This window comes from Agathobaculum sp. (genome assembly GCF_034098985.1).
Lineage (GTDB): Bacteria > Bacillota > Clostridia > Oscillospirales > Butyricicoccaceae > Agathobaculum.
The window spans coordinates 44,240-57,795 of the sequence record NZ_JAXEOA010000020.1 but is presented as its reverse complement, the minus strand read 5'-3'; the positions used below and the strand labels follow the sequence as shown (position 1 = coordinate 57,795).

At 55.7% G+C, this 13,556-nt stretch carries 16 protein-coding genes, 1 tRNA gene and 1 riboswitch; of the genes, 9 read left to right on the top strand and 8 right to left on the bottom strand.

The features are described from left to right. Positions 1 to 98: 98 nt before the first annotated feature. Together SO058_RS07185 and SO058_RS07180 are read right to left on the bottom strand one after the other, a co-directional pair. Positions 99 to 806, bottom strand: coding sequence for a queuosine precursor transporter (locus SO058_RS07185; protein WP_442872236.1), 708 nt, complete (start codon positions 804 to 806; stop codon positions 99 to 101). Then, complete coding sequence (locus SO058_RS07180) at positions 793 to 1,521, bottom strand: radical SAM protein (protein WP_320842311.1); 729 nt, start codon at positions 1,519 to 1,521, stop codon at positions 793 to 795. The genes SO058_RS07185 and SO058_RS07180 overlap by 14 nt, the downstream gene beginning before the upstream one ends. Positions 1,522 to 1,730: 209 nt before the next feature. Here SO058_RS07180 and SO058_RS07175 point away from each other — a divergent pair, with 209 nt between their 5' ends. The 6 genes from SO058_RS07175 (at position 1,731) to SO058_RS07150 (ending at position 7,879) form a co-directional block, all read left to right on the top strand. Then, positions 1,731 to 3,128, top strand: a complete 1,398-nt coding sequence (locus SO058_RS07175; protein WP_320842310.1) for an alanine/glycine:cation symporter family protein — start codon at positions 1,731 to 1,733, stop codon at positions 3,126 to 3,128. Positions 3,129 to 3,308: 180 nt separating this feature from the next. Beyond that, positions 3,309 to 4,793 (top strand): Na+/H+ antiporter NhaC family protein, encoded by a 1,485-nt coding sequence (locus SO058_RS07170; RefSeq protein ID WP_320842309.1) that lies wholly within the window; start codon positions 3,309 to 3,311, stop codon positions 4,791 to 4,793. Positions 4,794 to 4,876: 83 nt separating this feature from the next. Beyond that, entirely contained in the window at positions 4,877 to 6,214 is a 1,338-nt protein-coding gene (locus tag SO058_RS07165) for an MATE family efflux transporter (RefSeq protein ID WP_320842308.1), read from the top strand. Positions 6,215 to 6,297: 83 nt separating this feature from the next. Further along, positions 6,298 to 6,954 (top strand): ABC transporter ATP-binding protein, encoded by a 657-nt coding sequence (locus tag SO058_RS07160; RefSeq protein WP_320842307.1) that lies wholly within the window; start codon positions 6,298 to 6,300, stop codon positions 6,952 to 6,954. Positions 6,955 to 6,982: 28 nt separating this feature from the next. Beyond that, on the top strand, positions 6,983 to 7,471 hold the full coding sequence (locus tag SO058_RS07155; RefSeq protein ID WP_320842306.1) for a deoxycytidylate deaminase: 489 nt from the start codon (positions 6,983 to 6,985) through the stop codon (positions 7,469 to 7,471). 30 nt (positions 7,472 to 7,501) lie between these two features. Further along, the gene (locus SO058_RS07150) at positions 7,502 to 7,879 is read left to right on the top strand and encodes a desulfoferrodoxin family protein (protein ID WP_320842305.1); all 378 of its coding nucleotides are present in this window, start codon (positions 7,502 to 7,504) and stop codon (positions 7,877 to 7,879) included. Between the two features lie 70 nt (positions 7,880 to 7,949). On the opposite strand, the gene rpsR is transcribed toward SO058_RS07150, so the two are convergent. The 3 genes from rpsR to rpsF are packed head-to-tail and all read right to left on the bottom strand — an operon-like array spanning position 7,950 to position 9,031. Further along, on the bottom strand, positions 7,950 to 8,222 hold the full coding sequence (rpsR, locus tag SO058_RS07145) for a 30S ribosomal protein S18 (protein ID WP_320842304.1): 273 nt from the start codon (positions 8,220 to 8,222) through the stop codon (positions 7,950 to 7,952). A 17-nt stretch (positions 8,223 to 8,239) separates the two neighbouring features. Further along, positions 8,240 to 8,719 (bottom strand): single-stranded DNA-binding protein, encoded by a 480-nt coding sequence (locus SO058_RS07140; protein WP_320842303.1) that lies wholly within the window; start codon positions 8,717 to 8,719, stop codon positions 8,240 to 8,242. 15 nt (positions 8,720 to 8,734) lie between these two features. Then, on the bottom strand, positions 8,735 to 9,031 hold the full coding sequence (gene rpsF / locus SO058_RS07135; RefSeq protein ID WP_320842302.1) for a 30S ribosomal protein S6: 297 nt from the start codon (positions 9,029 to 9,031) through the stop codon (positions 8,735 to 8,737). Between the two features lie 162 nt (positions 9,032 to 9,193). Here rpsF and SO058_RS07130 point away from each other — a divergent pair. Both SO058_RS07130 and SO058_RS11120 read left to right on the top strand, forming a co-directional pair. Further along, positions 9,194 to 9,269 (top strand) — tRNA-Thr (locus SO058_RS07130). Between the two features lie 162 nt (positions 9,270 to 9,431). After that, positions 9,432 to 9,518, top strand: coding sequence for a DUF4368 domain-containing protein (locus tag SO058_RS11120; RefSeq protein ID WP_442872237.1), 87 nt, complete (start codon positions 9,432 to 9,434; stop codon positions 9,516 to 9,518). Between the two features lie 59 nt (positions 9,519 to 9,577). On the opposite strand, the gene SO058_RS07125 is transcribed toward SO058_RS11120, so the two are convergent. Continuing rightward, positions 9,578 to 10,018 carry a hypothetical protein gene (locus tag SO058_RS07125; protein ID WP_320842301.1) on the bottom strand — a complete coding sequence of 147 codons (441 nt, stop codon included), beginning with the start codon at positions 10,016 to 10,018 and terminating at the stop codon, positions 9,578 to 9,580. Between the two features lie 5 nt (positions 10,019 to 10,023). Continuing rightward, positions 10,024 to 11,232 (bottom strand): recombinase family protein, encoded by a 1,209-nt coding sequence (locus tag SO058_RS07120; protein WP_320842300.1) that lies wholly within the window; start codon positions 11,230 to 11,232, stop codon positions 10,024 to 10,026. A 176-nt stretch (positions 11,233 to 11,408) separates the two neighbouring features. Between SO058_RS07120 and SO058_RS07115 the strand changes: the two genes are divergently transcribed. Next, complete coding sequence (locus SO058_RS07115; protein WP_320842299.1) at positions 11,409 to 12,017, top strand: methylated-DNA--[protein]-cysteine S-methyltransferase; 609 nt, start codon at positions 11,409 to 11,411, stop codon at positions 12,015 to 12,017. A 39-nt stretch (positions 12,018 to 12,056) separates the two neighbouring features. Here the strand turns inward: SO058_RS07115 and SO058_RS07110 are convergent, their stop codons facing one another. Next, complete coding sequence (locus tag SO058_RS07110) at positions 12,057 to 13,244, bottom strand: cation:proton antiporter (protein WP_320842298.1); 1,188 nt, start codon at positions 13,242 to 13,244, stop codon at positions 12,057 to 12,059. Positions 13,245 to 13,297: 53 nt separating this feature from the next. Beyond that, positions 13,298 to 13,373, bottom strand: a riboswitch (Fluoride riboswitch). Between the last annotated feature and the right edge of the window lie 183 nt (positions 13,374 to 13,556).

Below are 13,556 nucleotides of genomic sequence, written 5' to 3'. Positions count from 1 at the left end.
TTAATGTAAAATATCATCGACGCAGTGGGGTTTCACTTCACCTTATAATAAACGCGCCGCATATCGTTTAATCCGTATTTGCGGCGCTTTCGGCTGCCTCAGGCTTTGCGGGTTTTCCGCTCGTGGATGCGGCGCGCCAGATAGACGGCCGGGGTGTCGAGCAGCGAGGTGGCGATAAAGATCACATAGCTCGAAAGCGCGATGGAGAGGAGCGTCCGGAAGCCGTAGGCGCCGTAAAAGGCGAAAAGGGTGAACAGAACGGCGTTTAAGAGCTGAGAAATCAGCGTCGAGCCATTGTTCCGAAGCCAGAGGAATTTGCGGCTGTCGCCGCTTTTCGCGGCGGTCAGCGCCCACCATTTGTGATAGAGCCACACGTCGAACACCTGCGCGGCCGCGTATACCGCGAGCGAGGCCAGCATCATGCGGGGCGTGTTCGCGAACACGCCCCGCATGGCGGGCGAGACCCAGTCGCTCGCCGCGGGCGTGTACAGCAGCCACGACTGCGAAACGAGGATGAACAGCGCGCTTGTCAGGATGCCGAGATGCACGGCCTTTTGCGCGGATTTCTTGCCGTGGGTCTCGCTTAAAATATCGGTGACGAGGAACGTGGTCGCAAACAGGATGTTGCCGAGCGTCATCTCCATGCCGAACGCGTCGACCAGGATAAGCACCTCGATGTTGGCCGCGATCGTGGCGAACACGGTGAACGCGAATAACCCGGTCTCTCCAAACAGCCGGAACCACAGCAGCACCGCGCCGTACAGCACGACGACCGCCGCCGCGAGCAAAAGTTCATTGGGGATCATTTGTAAGCCCTCCTACGCCAAAATCGGTGTTGTCCAGCAAAATATCGACGCGCGGGTCGTCCCGGTAGCGGGGATAGACCGTTTGCAGGAACGCCGCGCGGGCGGCCTTGTCCGGCTTGACCGCAGTTGAGTTTTCAACCATGAGGTTGACGCATACGCGGTCGAAATACGAGAGCCCGGTCTCGATGTCGCGCGCCATGCTGTCCGCGGTCTGCCCGGCAAGGCCGAACAGCAGGCAGCAGTCGTCGAACGCCGCGGCGATCTTGGCGGGGTCGGCTTCGCCGATGCCTTTGTCGAGCACGCGCTCGCGGTAGTCCGCGTCGAACGTCTCCACGCCGAGCTTGACGTGCAGCCGCACGCCTTCGGCGGCAAAGCGCTCCCGCAGCGCGGGCAGCGTGTCCCGGAACAGCCAGTGGCTCTCGATGTGTAGGTCGCGGATGCCCGTTTGCCGGCAGGTATCCGAAAGGAGCGCGACGGTCGATTCGTGCAGCTCGGCAAACGAACCAGAATTGATGGCCTCGAGCCGCGAGAAGCGCCCGGTCACCTGCGAGAGCGCCGCGCGGTTCAGCGCGAGGTTTGCAGCCTCGTCCGCGCTCGCGTCCAGATGGTAATCGCAAAAGCGGCAGCGCTTCCACGCGCAGCCTCGTCCGCGCAGCAGCACGATCTCTCGCGGGTTTTTATCCTCAATGACCGAATAACGCGTCAAATCCGCCATAACGAAACTCCTTTGGGCAAAAAAATAAGGCGAGCCCTAAATGGGCGCACCATCACAACAAAGCCCCCGCGCCGCACGGCCGGGGATCGCCTAGTTTTGTTTTGAGACAGGATGGTTCCGAACTGTCTGTTCTTTCGTTGTAAAAGGAGTATATAGGAAAAAACGCGCAAAGTCAAGCATATCCTTTTGCGAAAGGATGTGTGCTGAAATTGGAATGGCTTAAAACAGTCAACGACGTGGTGCGCACAGCGGTGTGGGGGCCGCCGATGCTGGTATTGCTGCTGGGCGCGGGCGTGTATTTCACCGTGCGGACGGGGTTTTTCCAGCTCCGCCGCCTGCCGCTGTGGCTAAAAAAGACGATTTTCTCCTGCTTTACCGGAAAAGCGCGCGAAAAAACCGGCGCGGGCGGCATTTCGCAGTTCGGCTCGATGTGCACCGCGCTCGCCGCGACCGTGGGCACGGGCAACATCGCGGGCGTGGCGACCGCGCTGACGCTCGGTGGGCCGGGCGCGGTGTTCTGGATGTGGGTCTCCGCCTTTTTCGGCATGATGACCGCGTTCGCGGAAAACGTGCTGGGCGTGAAATACCGCGAGCGCGGGCCGGATGGAAAATGGCGCGGAGGGCCGATGCTGTATTTGAAAAACGGCCTCGGCAGTCCGCTGCTGGCAGGCCTTTTTTCGCTGTTCTGCGTGCTGGCGTCGTTCGGCATCGGCAACATGAGCCAGTGCAACTCGATTGCGCAGGGGCTTTCCGGCTCGTTCGGCGTGCCGCCACTCGCCACCGGGCTTGTGACCGCCGTGTGCCTGGGCGCGGTCATGCTGGGCGGGCTTTCGCGCATCGCGTCGGTCACGGAAAAGCTGGTGCCGTTTATGGCGCTGTTTTATATGGGCGGCGCGGTTGCGGTGCTGGTGCTGCACCGCGCGGCGGTACCGGCGGCGTTCGTAGAGATTATGGGCGGGGCGTTCGGGCTTCGCGCAGGCGTGTCGGGCGTTGCGGGCTATGGGGTCATGCAGGCGGTGCAGTGCGGCATCTCGCGCGGCGTGTTCTCCAATGAGGCGGGGCTGGGCTCGTCGGTCATGGTGCACGCGGCGGCCGATGTGAAGGAGCCGTGCGAGCAGGGCATGTGGGCGGTGTTCGAGGTGTTTTTCGACACGATCGTCATGTGCACGGTGACTGCTCTCGTCATCCTGTCGAGCGGTGTATACGACCCGGCGCGGTACGGCCTCGCGGCGGGCACGCCCCTCATGGCCTCGCTTGCAACCGGTGCACGGCTCACCGCCTCTGCATTTTCGACCGTGTTCGGCGCGTGGGGCGGCGGATTTGTGTCGCTTTCGCTGGTTTTGTTCGCATTTTCAACGCTTTTGGGCTGGTCGTATTACGGGCAGCGCGGCATGGAATACCTGTTCGGCGAACGGTTTGTGCCGCTTTATAAATTCCTGTTCGTCGGCATGACGGTCGTCGGCTGCACGATGGAGCTCTCGCTCGCGTGGGAGATCTCGGACACGTTCAACGGCCTGATGGCGCTGCCTAATGTTTTGGGCGTTTTGGCGCTTTCGGGCGAGGTGCTCGCCGAATGGAAACGCTACCGGGGGACCCTCGGGCGGTAGATTGGACAAAACCGCGCGCCCCGCCGCGCCCGCACCGCACAGATTGCACAAAACCGCGATTTTCCGCGCTGCGGGCGCGAAATTGCCCTTGTAAACGAAGGGAAATACATGTAAAATAAAAAGACAAGCTGCGGGACGGTGCGGACGGATCCGCGGCAAGGAAAAAGGGGGAAAAAGGATATGGAAGCAACCGTATGGACGCTTTTGCCGCCAATTATCGCGATTGCGCTGGCGCTCATCACCAAGGAGGTCTACTCCTCGCTGATGATCGGCATTCTCACGGGCGCGATGCTGTACGCGAATTTCAATCCGCTGCATGCGATCGAGACGACGTTCGAGGTCATGGGCGGCAAGCTGGGCGGCAATATCAACATTTGTATCTTTCTGGTGCTGCTGGGCATTCTGGTCTCGCTCGTCACCAAGTCGGGCGCGTCCAGGGCGTACGGCGAATGGGCTGTGAGCGCGATCAAGAGCCGCCGCGGCGCATCGTTTGCCACGTCGTTCCTCGGCGTATTCATTTTTGTGGACGATTATTTCAACTGCCTGACCGTGGGCACGGTCATGCGCCCGGTGACCGACAAGCACCGGATTTCGCGCGCCAAGCTTGCGTATATCATTGACGCGACCGCCGCGCCCGTGTGCATCATCGCGCCGGTTTCAAGCTGGGCGGCGGCCGTGCTGTCGTCTTTGCCCGAGGGCAGCAAGCTGGATGGGTTCCAGCTCTTTTTGCAGACCATCCCGTTTAACCTTTACGCGCTTTTGACGCTCGCTTTTCTCGCTTTTCTGATGGCGAGCAACATTGATTTCGGCCCGATGGCCAGATATCAGAAAAACCATGAGAAGGACGATCTCGAGCATCTGGAGGAGACGCACGTGGTCGCGGGCGCGGGCAAGGTGCGCGATCTCATCATCCCGATCGCGACGCTGATCGTGCTGTGCATCGCCGGCATGCTGTACACGGGCGGCATCCTCGAGGGTGCGTCCATCGTCGACGCGTTCGCGGGCTGCGATTCCTCGACCTCGCTCGTGCTCGGCTCGTTCACGACGCTGATCGTGACCGCGCTGCTCTACCTGCCGCGCAAGATCCTGACGTTCGGCCAGTTCTGCGAGAGCTTCACCGAGGGCTTCCGCGCGATGGTGCCCGCCCTGCTCATCCTGACGCTGGCGTGGACGCTTTCCGGCGTGTGCTCGGGCGATTATCTCAACATCGGCGGCTATGTGTCGAGCGTCATCAGCGGTGATTCGATGGTGGCCATGCTGATGCCTGCGATCATCTTCCTGATCGCTCTGGGTCTTGCCTTTGCCACGGGCACGAGCTGGGGTACGTTCGGCATCCTGATCCCGATCATCATCGCGGTGTTCGGCGATGTGATGAGCCCGATGCTGGTGCAGACAGTTGCGGCGTGCCTGGCGGGCGCGGTTTGCGGCGACCATGTTTCCCCGATATCGGATACGACTATTCTGGCGTCTGCTGGCGCGCAGTGCAACCATATCGACCATGTGGCTACCCAGATGCCCTATGCGCTGCTGGTAGCAGTGGTGTGCTTTGTGGGCTATCTCGTGGGCGGCATTGCGGGCAACGGCTTTGTCGCGCTCGGCGTGGGCGCGGTGCTGATGGCGGTGCTCATGGTGGTGCTGTGGGGAAAGAATAAAAAGAAAGCGTAAACATCAAAGTAAAAGGCCTGTGCCGCGTGCGGGTTTTCCGCACGCGGCTCCCTTTTGGACTTTTTCACGGAAGGTGACTGATTTTGACCACTGATTTAACCGAGGGCTCGCCCTCAAAAAAGCTGTTTTGGTTCTCGATCCCGCTGCTCTTAAGCGTCGCGTTCCAGCAGCTTTACCAAATGGCCGACTCGATCATCGCAGGGCGCTTTGCAGGCGAGCTCGCGCTCGCGGCGGTCGGCGCGAGCTACCCGATCACCATGCTGTTCGTCGCGGTGGCGACCGGCGTCAACATTGGTACGAGTGTGCTGGTCAGCCAGCTTTTTGGCGGCAAACGTTATCTGCGCATGAAGAGCGCAGTGTCGACCTCGCTGCTCGCCACAGTGGCGATCGCGGCCGTGCTGACGCTCATCGGCATTATCGCGTGCGATGGCATGATGGCCGCCTTGCAGACCCCGGCCGATATTTTTACGGACGGCAGCCTGTACCTGCGGGTGTACGTGTTCGGCGTACTGTTTTTGTTCTTGTATAACGTGTGCACCGGCGTGTTCAACGCCATGGGCGACAGCCGCACGCCGCTCGTGTTGCTGGTGCTTTCCTCGGTGGTTAATATCGGGCTGGATCTGCTGTTCGTTGCGGGCTTCCACTGGGGCGTGGCGGGCGTCGCCTGGGCGACCTTTATCGCGCAGGGCGGCGCGTCGGTCATTGCGCTCGCATTGCTTTTGCGGCGCATGCACTCGTTTGAAACGGGCGGGCATTTTCTGCTGTTTTCCTTTGATATGCTGCGGCGGCTGACCAATTTTGCGCTGCCGTCCATCGCACAGCAGAGCTTTGTGTCGGTCGGCAACGTGATTATCCAGTATTATATCAACCTATGCGGCCCGGCGGTCATCGCAGGGTATTCGGCAGTCGTCAAACTCAATTCGTTCTCGCTGACGTGCTGCCTGTCGTTCGCATCCGGCCTTTCGAGCTTTGTGGCGCAGAACATCGGCGCGCGCAAGCTTGACCGCGTCCCCCTTGGATTTCGGGCGGGCGCAAAATTTTCGATCGGTCTGGGCGCGGTGTTCACCGCTGTTTACCTGCCGCTGGCCTCGCAGCTCATTGAGCTGTTCGTCGGCAAGGCGAGCCCGGCGGTCGTCGCGGTCGGACGGCAGTTTTTGTTCATCGTCGTACCGTTCTATATGCTCATCTGCGTTAAATTCGTGTGCGACAGCGTGCTTCGCGGCGCGGGCGCGATGCGCCCCTTTATGGTGACGACCTTTTCCGACCTCATCATCCGCGTGGCGCTGTCGGTGATCCTGTTTCCGTTCCTGTGCGAGACAGGCATCTGGCTCGCATGGCCGCTCGGCTGGTTTCTCGGCACGGGATTGTCCGCATTTTTCTATAAGACCGGCGCGTGGAAAAAGAATTTGCCCACGCTTTAAGCCAAAAAGCCTTTCCAAATGGAAAGGCTTTTTGCATAATTGCAGGCATGTTTCCCCAAACTGAAAAAAGGAGGGGAAAAGCCTTGATAAAGCTCATCCATGCGAGTAAAATATATGATAAGAGCGGCGTGCAGGCGCTGTATGATGTGGATTTCACAGCGCGGCGCGGGGAATTCGTGTCCATCGTGGGCGCGTCCGGGTCGGGAAAATCGACGCTCATGCACGTGCTCGGCCTGCTCGATACCCCGTCGGCCGGCACCTATTTGCTGGACGGCGAGGACGTTTCGCACCTGTCTGCGCGCGAGCTGTCGACGCTTCGCGGACAGAAAATCGGGTTTGTGTTTCAGCGGTTTCAACTGGTCGAGGGCATGAACGCGCTCGAAAACGTTGCGCTACCGCTGCTTTTGCAGGGCGTCGTGCGTCCGGAGCGGCTTTGCCGCGCGGAAAAGGCGCTCGCGGCGGTCGGCCTGTCGCACAGGGCGCGCCACAAGCCGGGACAGCTTTCGGGCGGCCAACAGCAGCGGGTAGCGGTCGCGCGCGCGATTGTGACCGAGCCGCGCGTGCTGCTTGCGGACGAGCCCACCGCCGGGCTTGACCCCAGCGCCGCGTCCGACGTGCTCGACCTGCTCGAAGCACTGCATCAAAAAGGCAACACAGTCGTGCTCATCACGCACGACCCGGCGGCGGCGTGCCGCGCCGAACGGCGGCTCCGGCTGGAGCACGGACGGCTGTTTTCTTAAAATTTAAGACATATAGGAGGCAACCACTATGGAGCGACGCGACAAAACGAATTATTATCTGGATCTGGCGCAGGTGGCGCTCGAACGGGGCACGTGCCTCCGGCGCAATTTTGGCGCGGTCATCGTCAAAAACGACGTGATCGTGTCCACCGGCTATACGGGCGCGCCCCGCGGTCGGGAAAACTGCATCGACCTTGGTACCTGCATCCGCGAAAAAATGGGCATCCCGCGCGGCGAACGCTATGAGTTCTGCCGCTCGGTGCACGCCGAGGCCAACGCGATCATCGCCGCGCCGCGCGAGCAGATGCTCGGGGCGACGCTGTACTTGGTCGGCCGGGACATGCGCACGGGAGAGATCATGAACGACGCAAACTCCTGCACCATGTGCAAGCGCATGATCATCAACGCAGGCATTGAAAAAGTGGTTATTCGGCGCGATAATGATACATATGATGAAGTTCCGGTGCGCGATTGGATCTATCACGATGATATTTTGGACGGCAAGCGGGGATACTAACCGCGCAAGCCAAGAAAGGAGAATGTTTTTATGGAACTGAAGCTTTACAAATGTATGCACTGCGGCAACATTATCGAAATGGTCGAGGATCACGGTGTTCCGGTGGTCTGCTGCGGCGAGCCGATGAAGCTCATGCAGGCCGGCTCGACCGACGCGGCACAGGAAAAGCACGTGCCCGTGGTCAAGGTCGAGGGCAATAAGGTGCATGCCTGTGTGGGCGAGGTCACCCATCCGATGGGCGACGATCACCACATCGCGTTCATTATCCTCGTGACCGACAAGGGCGTTTACCGCCGCGAACTGCCGCATACCGGCAAGCCTGAAGCGGTCTTCTGCCTGCACGATGAGAAGCCGCAGGCGGTGTTTGAATACTGCAATTTGCACGGCCTGTGGATGAAAGAACTGTAAAAAGCGTAAAAAAGAACCGTCCCCTCAAGGGGACGGCTTTTTTTGTATCCTATTGTTTGAAAATTTGCGCTTATTCCGCCGTGTAGGGCAGCAGCGCGATGTGACGGGCACGCTTGATCGCCTCGGTCAGCTGGCGCTGATGGCGGGCGCAGGCGCCGGTCATGCGGCGGGGCAGGATCTTGCCGCGCTCAGACATATACTTGCGAAGCTTCGCAATGTCCTTATAGTCCACGCAGTCGATCTTGTCGACACAGAAAGAGCATACCTTTCTGCGGCGGCGGCCGCGCTGGGGACGCTCAGAACGCTCCGGACGGGGCGTGTATTCCTTTTTGGTCTCTTCCATTGTCACATACCTCCTTATTAGAATGGGACGTCGCCGTCGTCGTCAGCGAGCTCCTGAAAATCCGAATCGCCGGCCGGCAGATCGAATGCAGGGGCTACCTGGGACGCGGCGGGCTCGGGCCGAAGCTGCGAGTCGTCGCCAAAGCCGCCGGAAAAGCCTTGGTTGGCTTCACGGGACTTTCTGGTTTCGCCGAAAGACACTTCGTCGCAATTGACCTCGATGGCCGTGCGGTTGTTGCCGTTCTGGTCCTGCCAGCGGCGGGACTGGATGCGGCCGACAACGATCGCCATCGCGCCCTTTGTGAACCACTGTGCGACGAACTCCGCCTGACGGCCCCATGCGACACAGTCGATGAAGTCGGTCTGGCGTTCGCCGTTCTGGTCCTTGCGGCCACGGTCGATCGCGAGCGAGAAAGAGCATACCGCCATGTTCGATTGGGTATGGCGCAGCTCGGGGTCGCGGGTGAGGCGGCCCATCAGAATTGCTTTATTCAGCATTTCTTTGCACCTGCCTTAGTCGTCCAGGCAGACGATGAGCGAACGCATCAGGCCGTCCGTGATCTTGTAGACACGGTCGAGCTCGGCCGGGAACTCCGGCTTGGACTCAAAACGGACGAGTGTGTAGTAGCCCTCGGTCTGGTCCTGGATCGGGTAAGCGAGCTTGCGCTTGCCCCAGTCTTCGACCTCAACGTTCGTGCCGTTCGCCTCGACGAGCGCCTTGAACTTGTCCGCAACAGCGGTAGCAGCGGTCTCTTCCAGCGTGGGGTTGACAATGAAGATTGTCTCATACTTGCCAGTGATCTTTGCCATAAATTAGCACCTCCTTTTGGACTTGTGGCCCATATCCTTTGATATGAGCAAGGATACCCTACTATTATATAGGACGTGGAGGAAAAGTCAAGAAAAACTTCAAAAAAAGATTGACGAGGCCGGGAAACCATGGTACAATATCTAGGCTGACAATTTTCAATTGCTTGCGTGGCTCAGTTGGTAGAGCAGCGCATTCGTAATGCGCAGGTCGCCGGTTCGAGTCCGGCCGCAAGCTCCAAGAAAACCCGCCTTTCCTTATGGATCGGCGGGTTTTTCGTACTTTTTGAACGGTTTGAAAAATACCACTTTTCGGTCTGGTGTTTATTTGGTGTTTATGCTGCTGAAAACCGGGTGTTTATTCGTGACGCTTTCGCTAGAGCATTTTGACATAGCGTAGATCGTGGTGCATGAGAAAACGGTGGACGAGGATGGAAACAGGAGCCAGCGGGCAGATATTTACTATAAATTTGTGGGGTATTTAGGGTGACCGTGAAAAATGGAGGCAAAATGCATTTCCAAATTGCCGCCATTCTCAATTAAATTCGTTTATTTATCTGCTGGAGTAACTCCCGGTTTTAAAAATGGGGGCAACTCTTTGGCCGCATTCAAATTGAATATCATAGCTTTCGCGTCTGCATACCAAGTTCCAGTAATGTGATAGCGATTCTTCGGTTGCCATTGCTCACCCATAACGCCGCGTATCATTCTGTGAATGACACTAAATGATGTAACGATGGCCCGCTTTTGTTCCCCTTTTGGCTTTGAAAAGCGTATAGCGTGTTCGTTATCCGCCTTGCAAGCTCTAATAGCAAATGCTCTATTTTTGACATCAATCATAGGGGTAATGTATTGAGGATACCCCATATCCTCAATACACTTGAGGGTAAAAGTAATGCCATTTTGCGTGATATGAACATCAGGAGTGCCCGTGACAGAAACATCAATAATTTCAAAACAAAAATCCTCAAAATTCATCTGATCAAACATTTTTACTACCTCTTTTGCAATAATTTTTCAAGTACCTGAGCAATTTCTTTTTTGCTCCAGCTTGGATTGATATAAATAAATCCTTGCAAAGCACCAGTTTTTACCCGTCTGACAAATACACCGACATCTGGTTTTTTAGTCGGTTTTTTGGAGAAACGACGCTCTTTTAACAGTTCCTGTGTAGCTAGCCATCTGGCTTTGGGTATAATGGCTGGAATACCACCCTTCAGGAGATACTGAGGGCGTTGTCCGGTGTTTTTCATCTTTTGGTGTGTAAAGCAATCAACGGTAAATGTTTTTTGCATCAACACATCACCGCAATACTTTTCGTTTTTTAAAATACGAAGAATGGTACTGCCTTTCCACACAGGGTTTCCCATTATAGTGGGAATGCGTGCGTCTGTAAGAGATTGCGCAATTTCACGAGCGTTCGAGCCATCCATGTAGCTGTCATAAATATAGCGGATAATATTTGCTTCTTCTTCCACGATCACAATCTGTCCAAAGGAATCCTTGTCGAAACCAAGCAGATTATGTGTGGAAATAATGGGGATACCTTTTTTAAAACGTTCAATGATAGACCATGTGATTGCAGCGCTTTTCTGCTCGCTCTCACCCTGTGCTACCAAACTCATAACCCCCAAAGTAAACTCATTTTTACTCTCAAGGGTATTTAGATTTTCGGTTTCAAAAAGCACACCCACAGGTGGATGCAGCAGCTTGAGTTGTCTGACTACATCAAGACAGTCTCTTGTATTACGCGCAAAACGATTTACACCCTTGGTAATAATTAAGTCTATTTTCCCGGAACGGCAATCCTCAATCATACGCAGAAACTGCACGCGTCTGTGCATAGATGTAGCAGAAACGCCTTCATCCGCATATATTCCAGCCAACTCCCATTTCGGGTTTTGCTCAATCATCTCCTTATAGTGCTGCACCTGCAGCTCAAAACTTCCAGCCTGAGCCTCTTCGTAGGTGCTGACACGGCAGTAGGCCGCAACACGCAATATGGCGTTATCATTTGTCAACTTGGATTCCGTAGCCGGGATAACCTCCACATTGGCTGCGTTAGAAAAAGCCTGTTGGATACGCTCTTTTTTCTTTTGCCGCTTACTTTCGGTTTGTGTAGATTTCTTCCAGTGAATTATTTCACCCGTCTCTAAATTTTTTCTTATATGACCACCTCCTCTCCAACAGCTTGACGCGAACACTCGAAAATTGGCCCTGCAGGGAAATCCTGAACAAGGCTACAAACGCAAAAGCCGAACCTTTGCAAAAAGGCTCGGCTTTACACATATTTTAGCATGATACAGCAGAATACTCCATCTTACGCAGAATTTATTATGTGAGATAATGTGAATTGAATTGTGTACTGCGGAGTGCCTCAATGGTATTGCAAATCTATACAACTACGAGCATTAATGTTATAATTGTTTTAAGAAATACGTTTTGGGAGGTGCTTGTAGTAGAATTTAGCGAGTATCGCTCCCCGATCGGAAATATTCTTTTAGCGGCAGAGGATACCGGTTTGACAGGCCTATGGTTTGAAGGGCAAAAATATTTTGCCGCACATATGGATGCACAGCATCAGAAAACAGAAGTCCCCCTGTTTGAAACGGCGAAAAACTGGCTGGATAGCTACTTTTCGGGCAAAGAACCGGATTTCACCGTGCCGCTTCATTTTCAGGGGACAGCGTTTCAGAAAGAGGTATGGGAAATTCTTTGTTCCATTCCATACGGAAAAACCATGACCTATGGGGAAATAGCTAAGCGGCTGGCGGCAAAAAGAGGGCTGGAATCGATGTCGGCGCAAGCGGTCGGCGGTGCTGTGAGCCATAACAGGATTTCAATAATCGTTCCCTGCCACCGGGTAATCGGAACAAACGGCAGCCTGACAGGATATGCGGGCGGACTTGATAAAAAAGTGCAATTGCTAAGGCTGGAAAAGGCGGATATGCGCCCCTTTTTTATTCCCAAGCAAGGTACGGCATTATAAGAAAAAACCCGCAAACTTGCGGGTTTTTTCTTTTTGCGGCTATGTCCGTTCCTTTTTTGAAAGCAGCTTTTTATAGGTCAGGTCGACGGCCAGCGCACCCAATGGGGCGGTGAGTAAAATCGCCGTGACCGCGACAGTCAAAACGATATTGCCGCAGGAAAGCCCCATGGAAAGCGGGATGGAACCGATTGCCGCCTGCACCGTGGCTTTGGGTGTATAGGCGATCATACAAAACGTTCGTTCTTTGGCGCGCATGGACGTTTTGATCAGGCAGACGGCGACGCCGGCCATACGGAAAACCAACACGCCCAAAATCAGCAGGATAGCCGAAACGCCGGAGGCGAGCGCATATTGCAGGTCGACCGTTGCGCCGACCAGAACAAAAAGCAGCAGCTCGGCTGCGACCCAGAGCTTGCTGTATTTGACGGAAAGCCGCGCCGCCACCACCTGCCGGGCCTTTTGTATGGTGATGCCCATGCTCATGACGGCCAGCAGCCCGGAAAAGCCGATGATGCCGGTGACCGCATGTTCAAGAGAGACAAGCAAAAAGGAAACGCTTAAAATGATGAGCACTTTCAGGCTGTCCCGCATATGGATCCTGCGGAACAACAAAGCCAGCAGCAGGCCGCAAATAATGCCGGCAGCCACGCCCAGCACGATCGAGGTCGGTATTTTAAGCAGCTCAAGGCCGGAAAAGCTACCGCTTGCGGCAAGACCGGTGAACGAAGTGAAAAGCACGATGACAAACACATCGTCTACCGATGCGCCGGCCATAATGAGCTGCGGGATGCTTTGACCGGTTCCATATCCCTCGTCCATCAGCTTTAGCATTTTTGGTACGACAACAGCGGGCGAGACCGCTGCGATCACCGTGCCGAGGATGGCGCTGTCCAGCAGGCTCAGGCCCAAAAGGCGGGGAGCGAGCAGCAGCATGCCCGCAATCTCAAAGCAGGCGGGGACAAAGCACATCAAAACTGCCGGCCGGCCTACTTTTTTCAAATCCTGAATGTCCAGATTAAGGCCTGCGCGCGTTAAGATTATAATGAGGGCGATTTGCCGGAGATCCGCGGAAATAGATAAAATGGATGCATCCAGCGCATTGAGCATATAGGGTCCAAGGACGATGCCGGTTAGCAGCATGCCAAGCAGCGGGGGCAGCCTGAGTTTGCTGAAAAGCCCGCCCAGCAGCATCCCACATAAGAAAATGAGCGCAAGACTGAATAACATAAAAAAAACCCCTTTCGTGCAGGGACAAAAAAAGCTGATGCCCCTGCAATCACACCGTTGCAGAAGTCATCAGCTTTATCAAAAGCAGTTTAGGCAGAGCCAAGGGAGAACCTCATTCCCTGTTACTGATATTAGCACAACCGCCGTTTTTTTGCAAGCCCTTTTCTGGGAGGAAAAGGAAAGGGCTTTTTGCTTTTACCATATTGTCTTGCCACAGGGAAACCACTATAATGAAATTACAGCGTTTCCGGACAAGCGCCTATATCCGGCAATCCCGAAAAAAGACGAAAGGATTTAAAAAAATATCGAATT

What these genes read in the sequence shown, in the direction of transcription:
- SO058_RS07185 (WP_442872236.1), bottom strand. Translation starts at nt 806, where the DNA reads ATGATCCCCAATGAACTTTTGCTCGCGGCGGCGGTCGTCGTGCTGTAC.
- SO058_RS07180 (WP_320842311.1), bottom strand. Translation starts at nt 1,521, where the DNA reads ATGGCGGATTTGACGCGTTATTCGGTCATTGAGGATAAAAACCCGCGA.
- SO058_RS07170 (WP_320842309.1), top strand. Translation starts at nt 3,309, where the DNA reads ATGGAAGCAACCGTATGGACGCTTTTGCCGCCAATTATCGCGATTGCG.
- SO058_RS07155 (WP_320842306.1), top strand. Translation starts at nt 6,983, where the DNA reads ATGGAGCGACGCGACAAAACGAATTATTATCTGGATCTGGCGCAGGTG.
- SO058_RS07150 (WP_320842305.1), top strand. Translation starts at nt 7,502, where the DNA reads ATGGAACTGAAGCTTTACAAATGTATGCACTGCGGCAACATTATCGAA.
- rpsR (WP_320842304.1), bottom strand. Translation starts at nt 8,222, where the DNA reads ATGGAAGAGACCAAAAAGGAATACACGCCCCGTCCGGAGCGTTCTGAG.
- SO058_RS07140 (WP_320842303.1), bottom strand. Translation starts at nt 8,719, where the DNA reads ATGCTGAATAAAGCAATTCTGATGGGCCGCCTCACCCGCGACCCCGAG.
- rpsF (WP_320842302.1), bottom strand. Translation starts at nt 9,031, where the DNA reads ATGGCAAAGATCACTGGCAAGTATGAGACAATCTTCATTGTCAACCCC.
- SO058_RS07125 (WP_320842301.1), bottom strand. Translation starts at nt 10,018, where the DNA reads ATGTTTGATCAGATGAATTTTGAGGATTTTTGTTTTGAAATTATTGAT.
- SO058_RS07115 (WP_320842299.1), top strand. Translation starts at nt 11,409, where the DNA reads ATGGTATTGCAAATCTATACAACTACGAGCATTAATGTTATAATTGTT.
- SO058_RS07110 (WP_320842298.1), bottom strand. Translation starts at nt 13,244, where the DNA reads ATGTTATTCAGTCTTGCGCTCATTTTCTTATGTGGGATGCTGCTGGGC.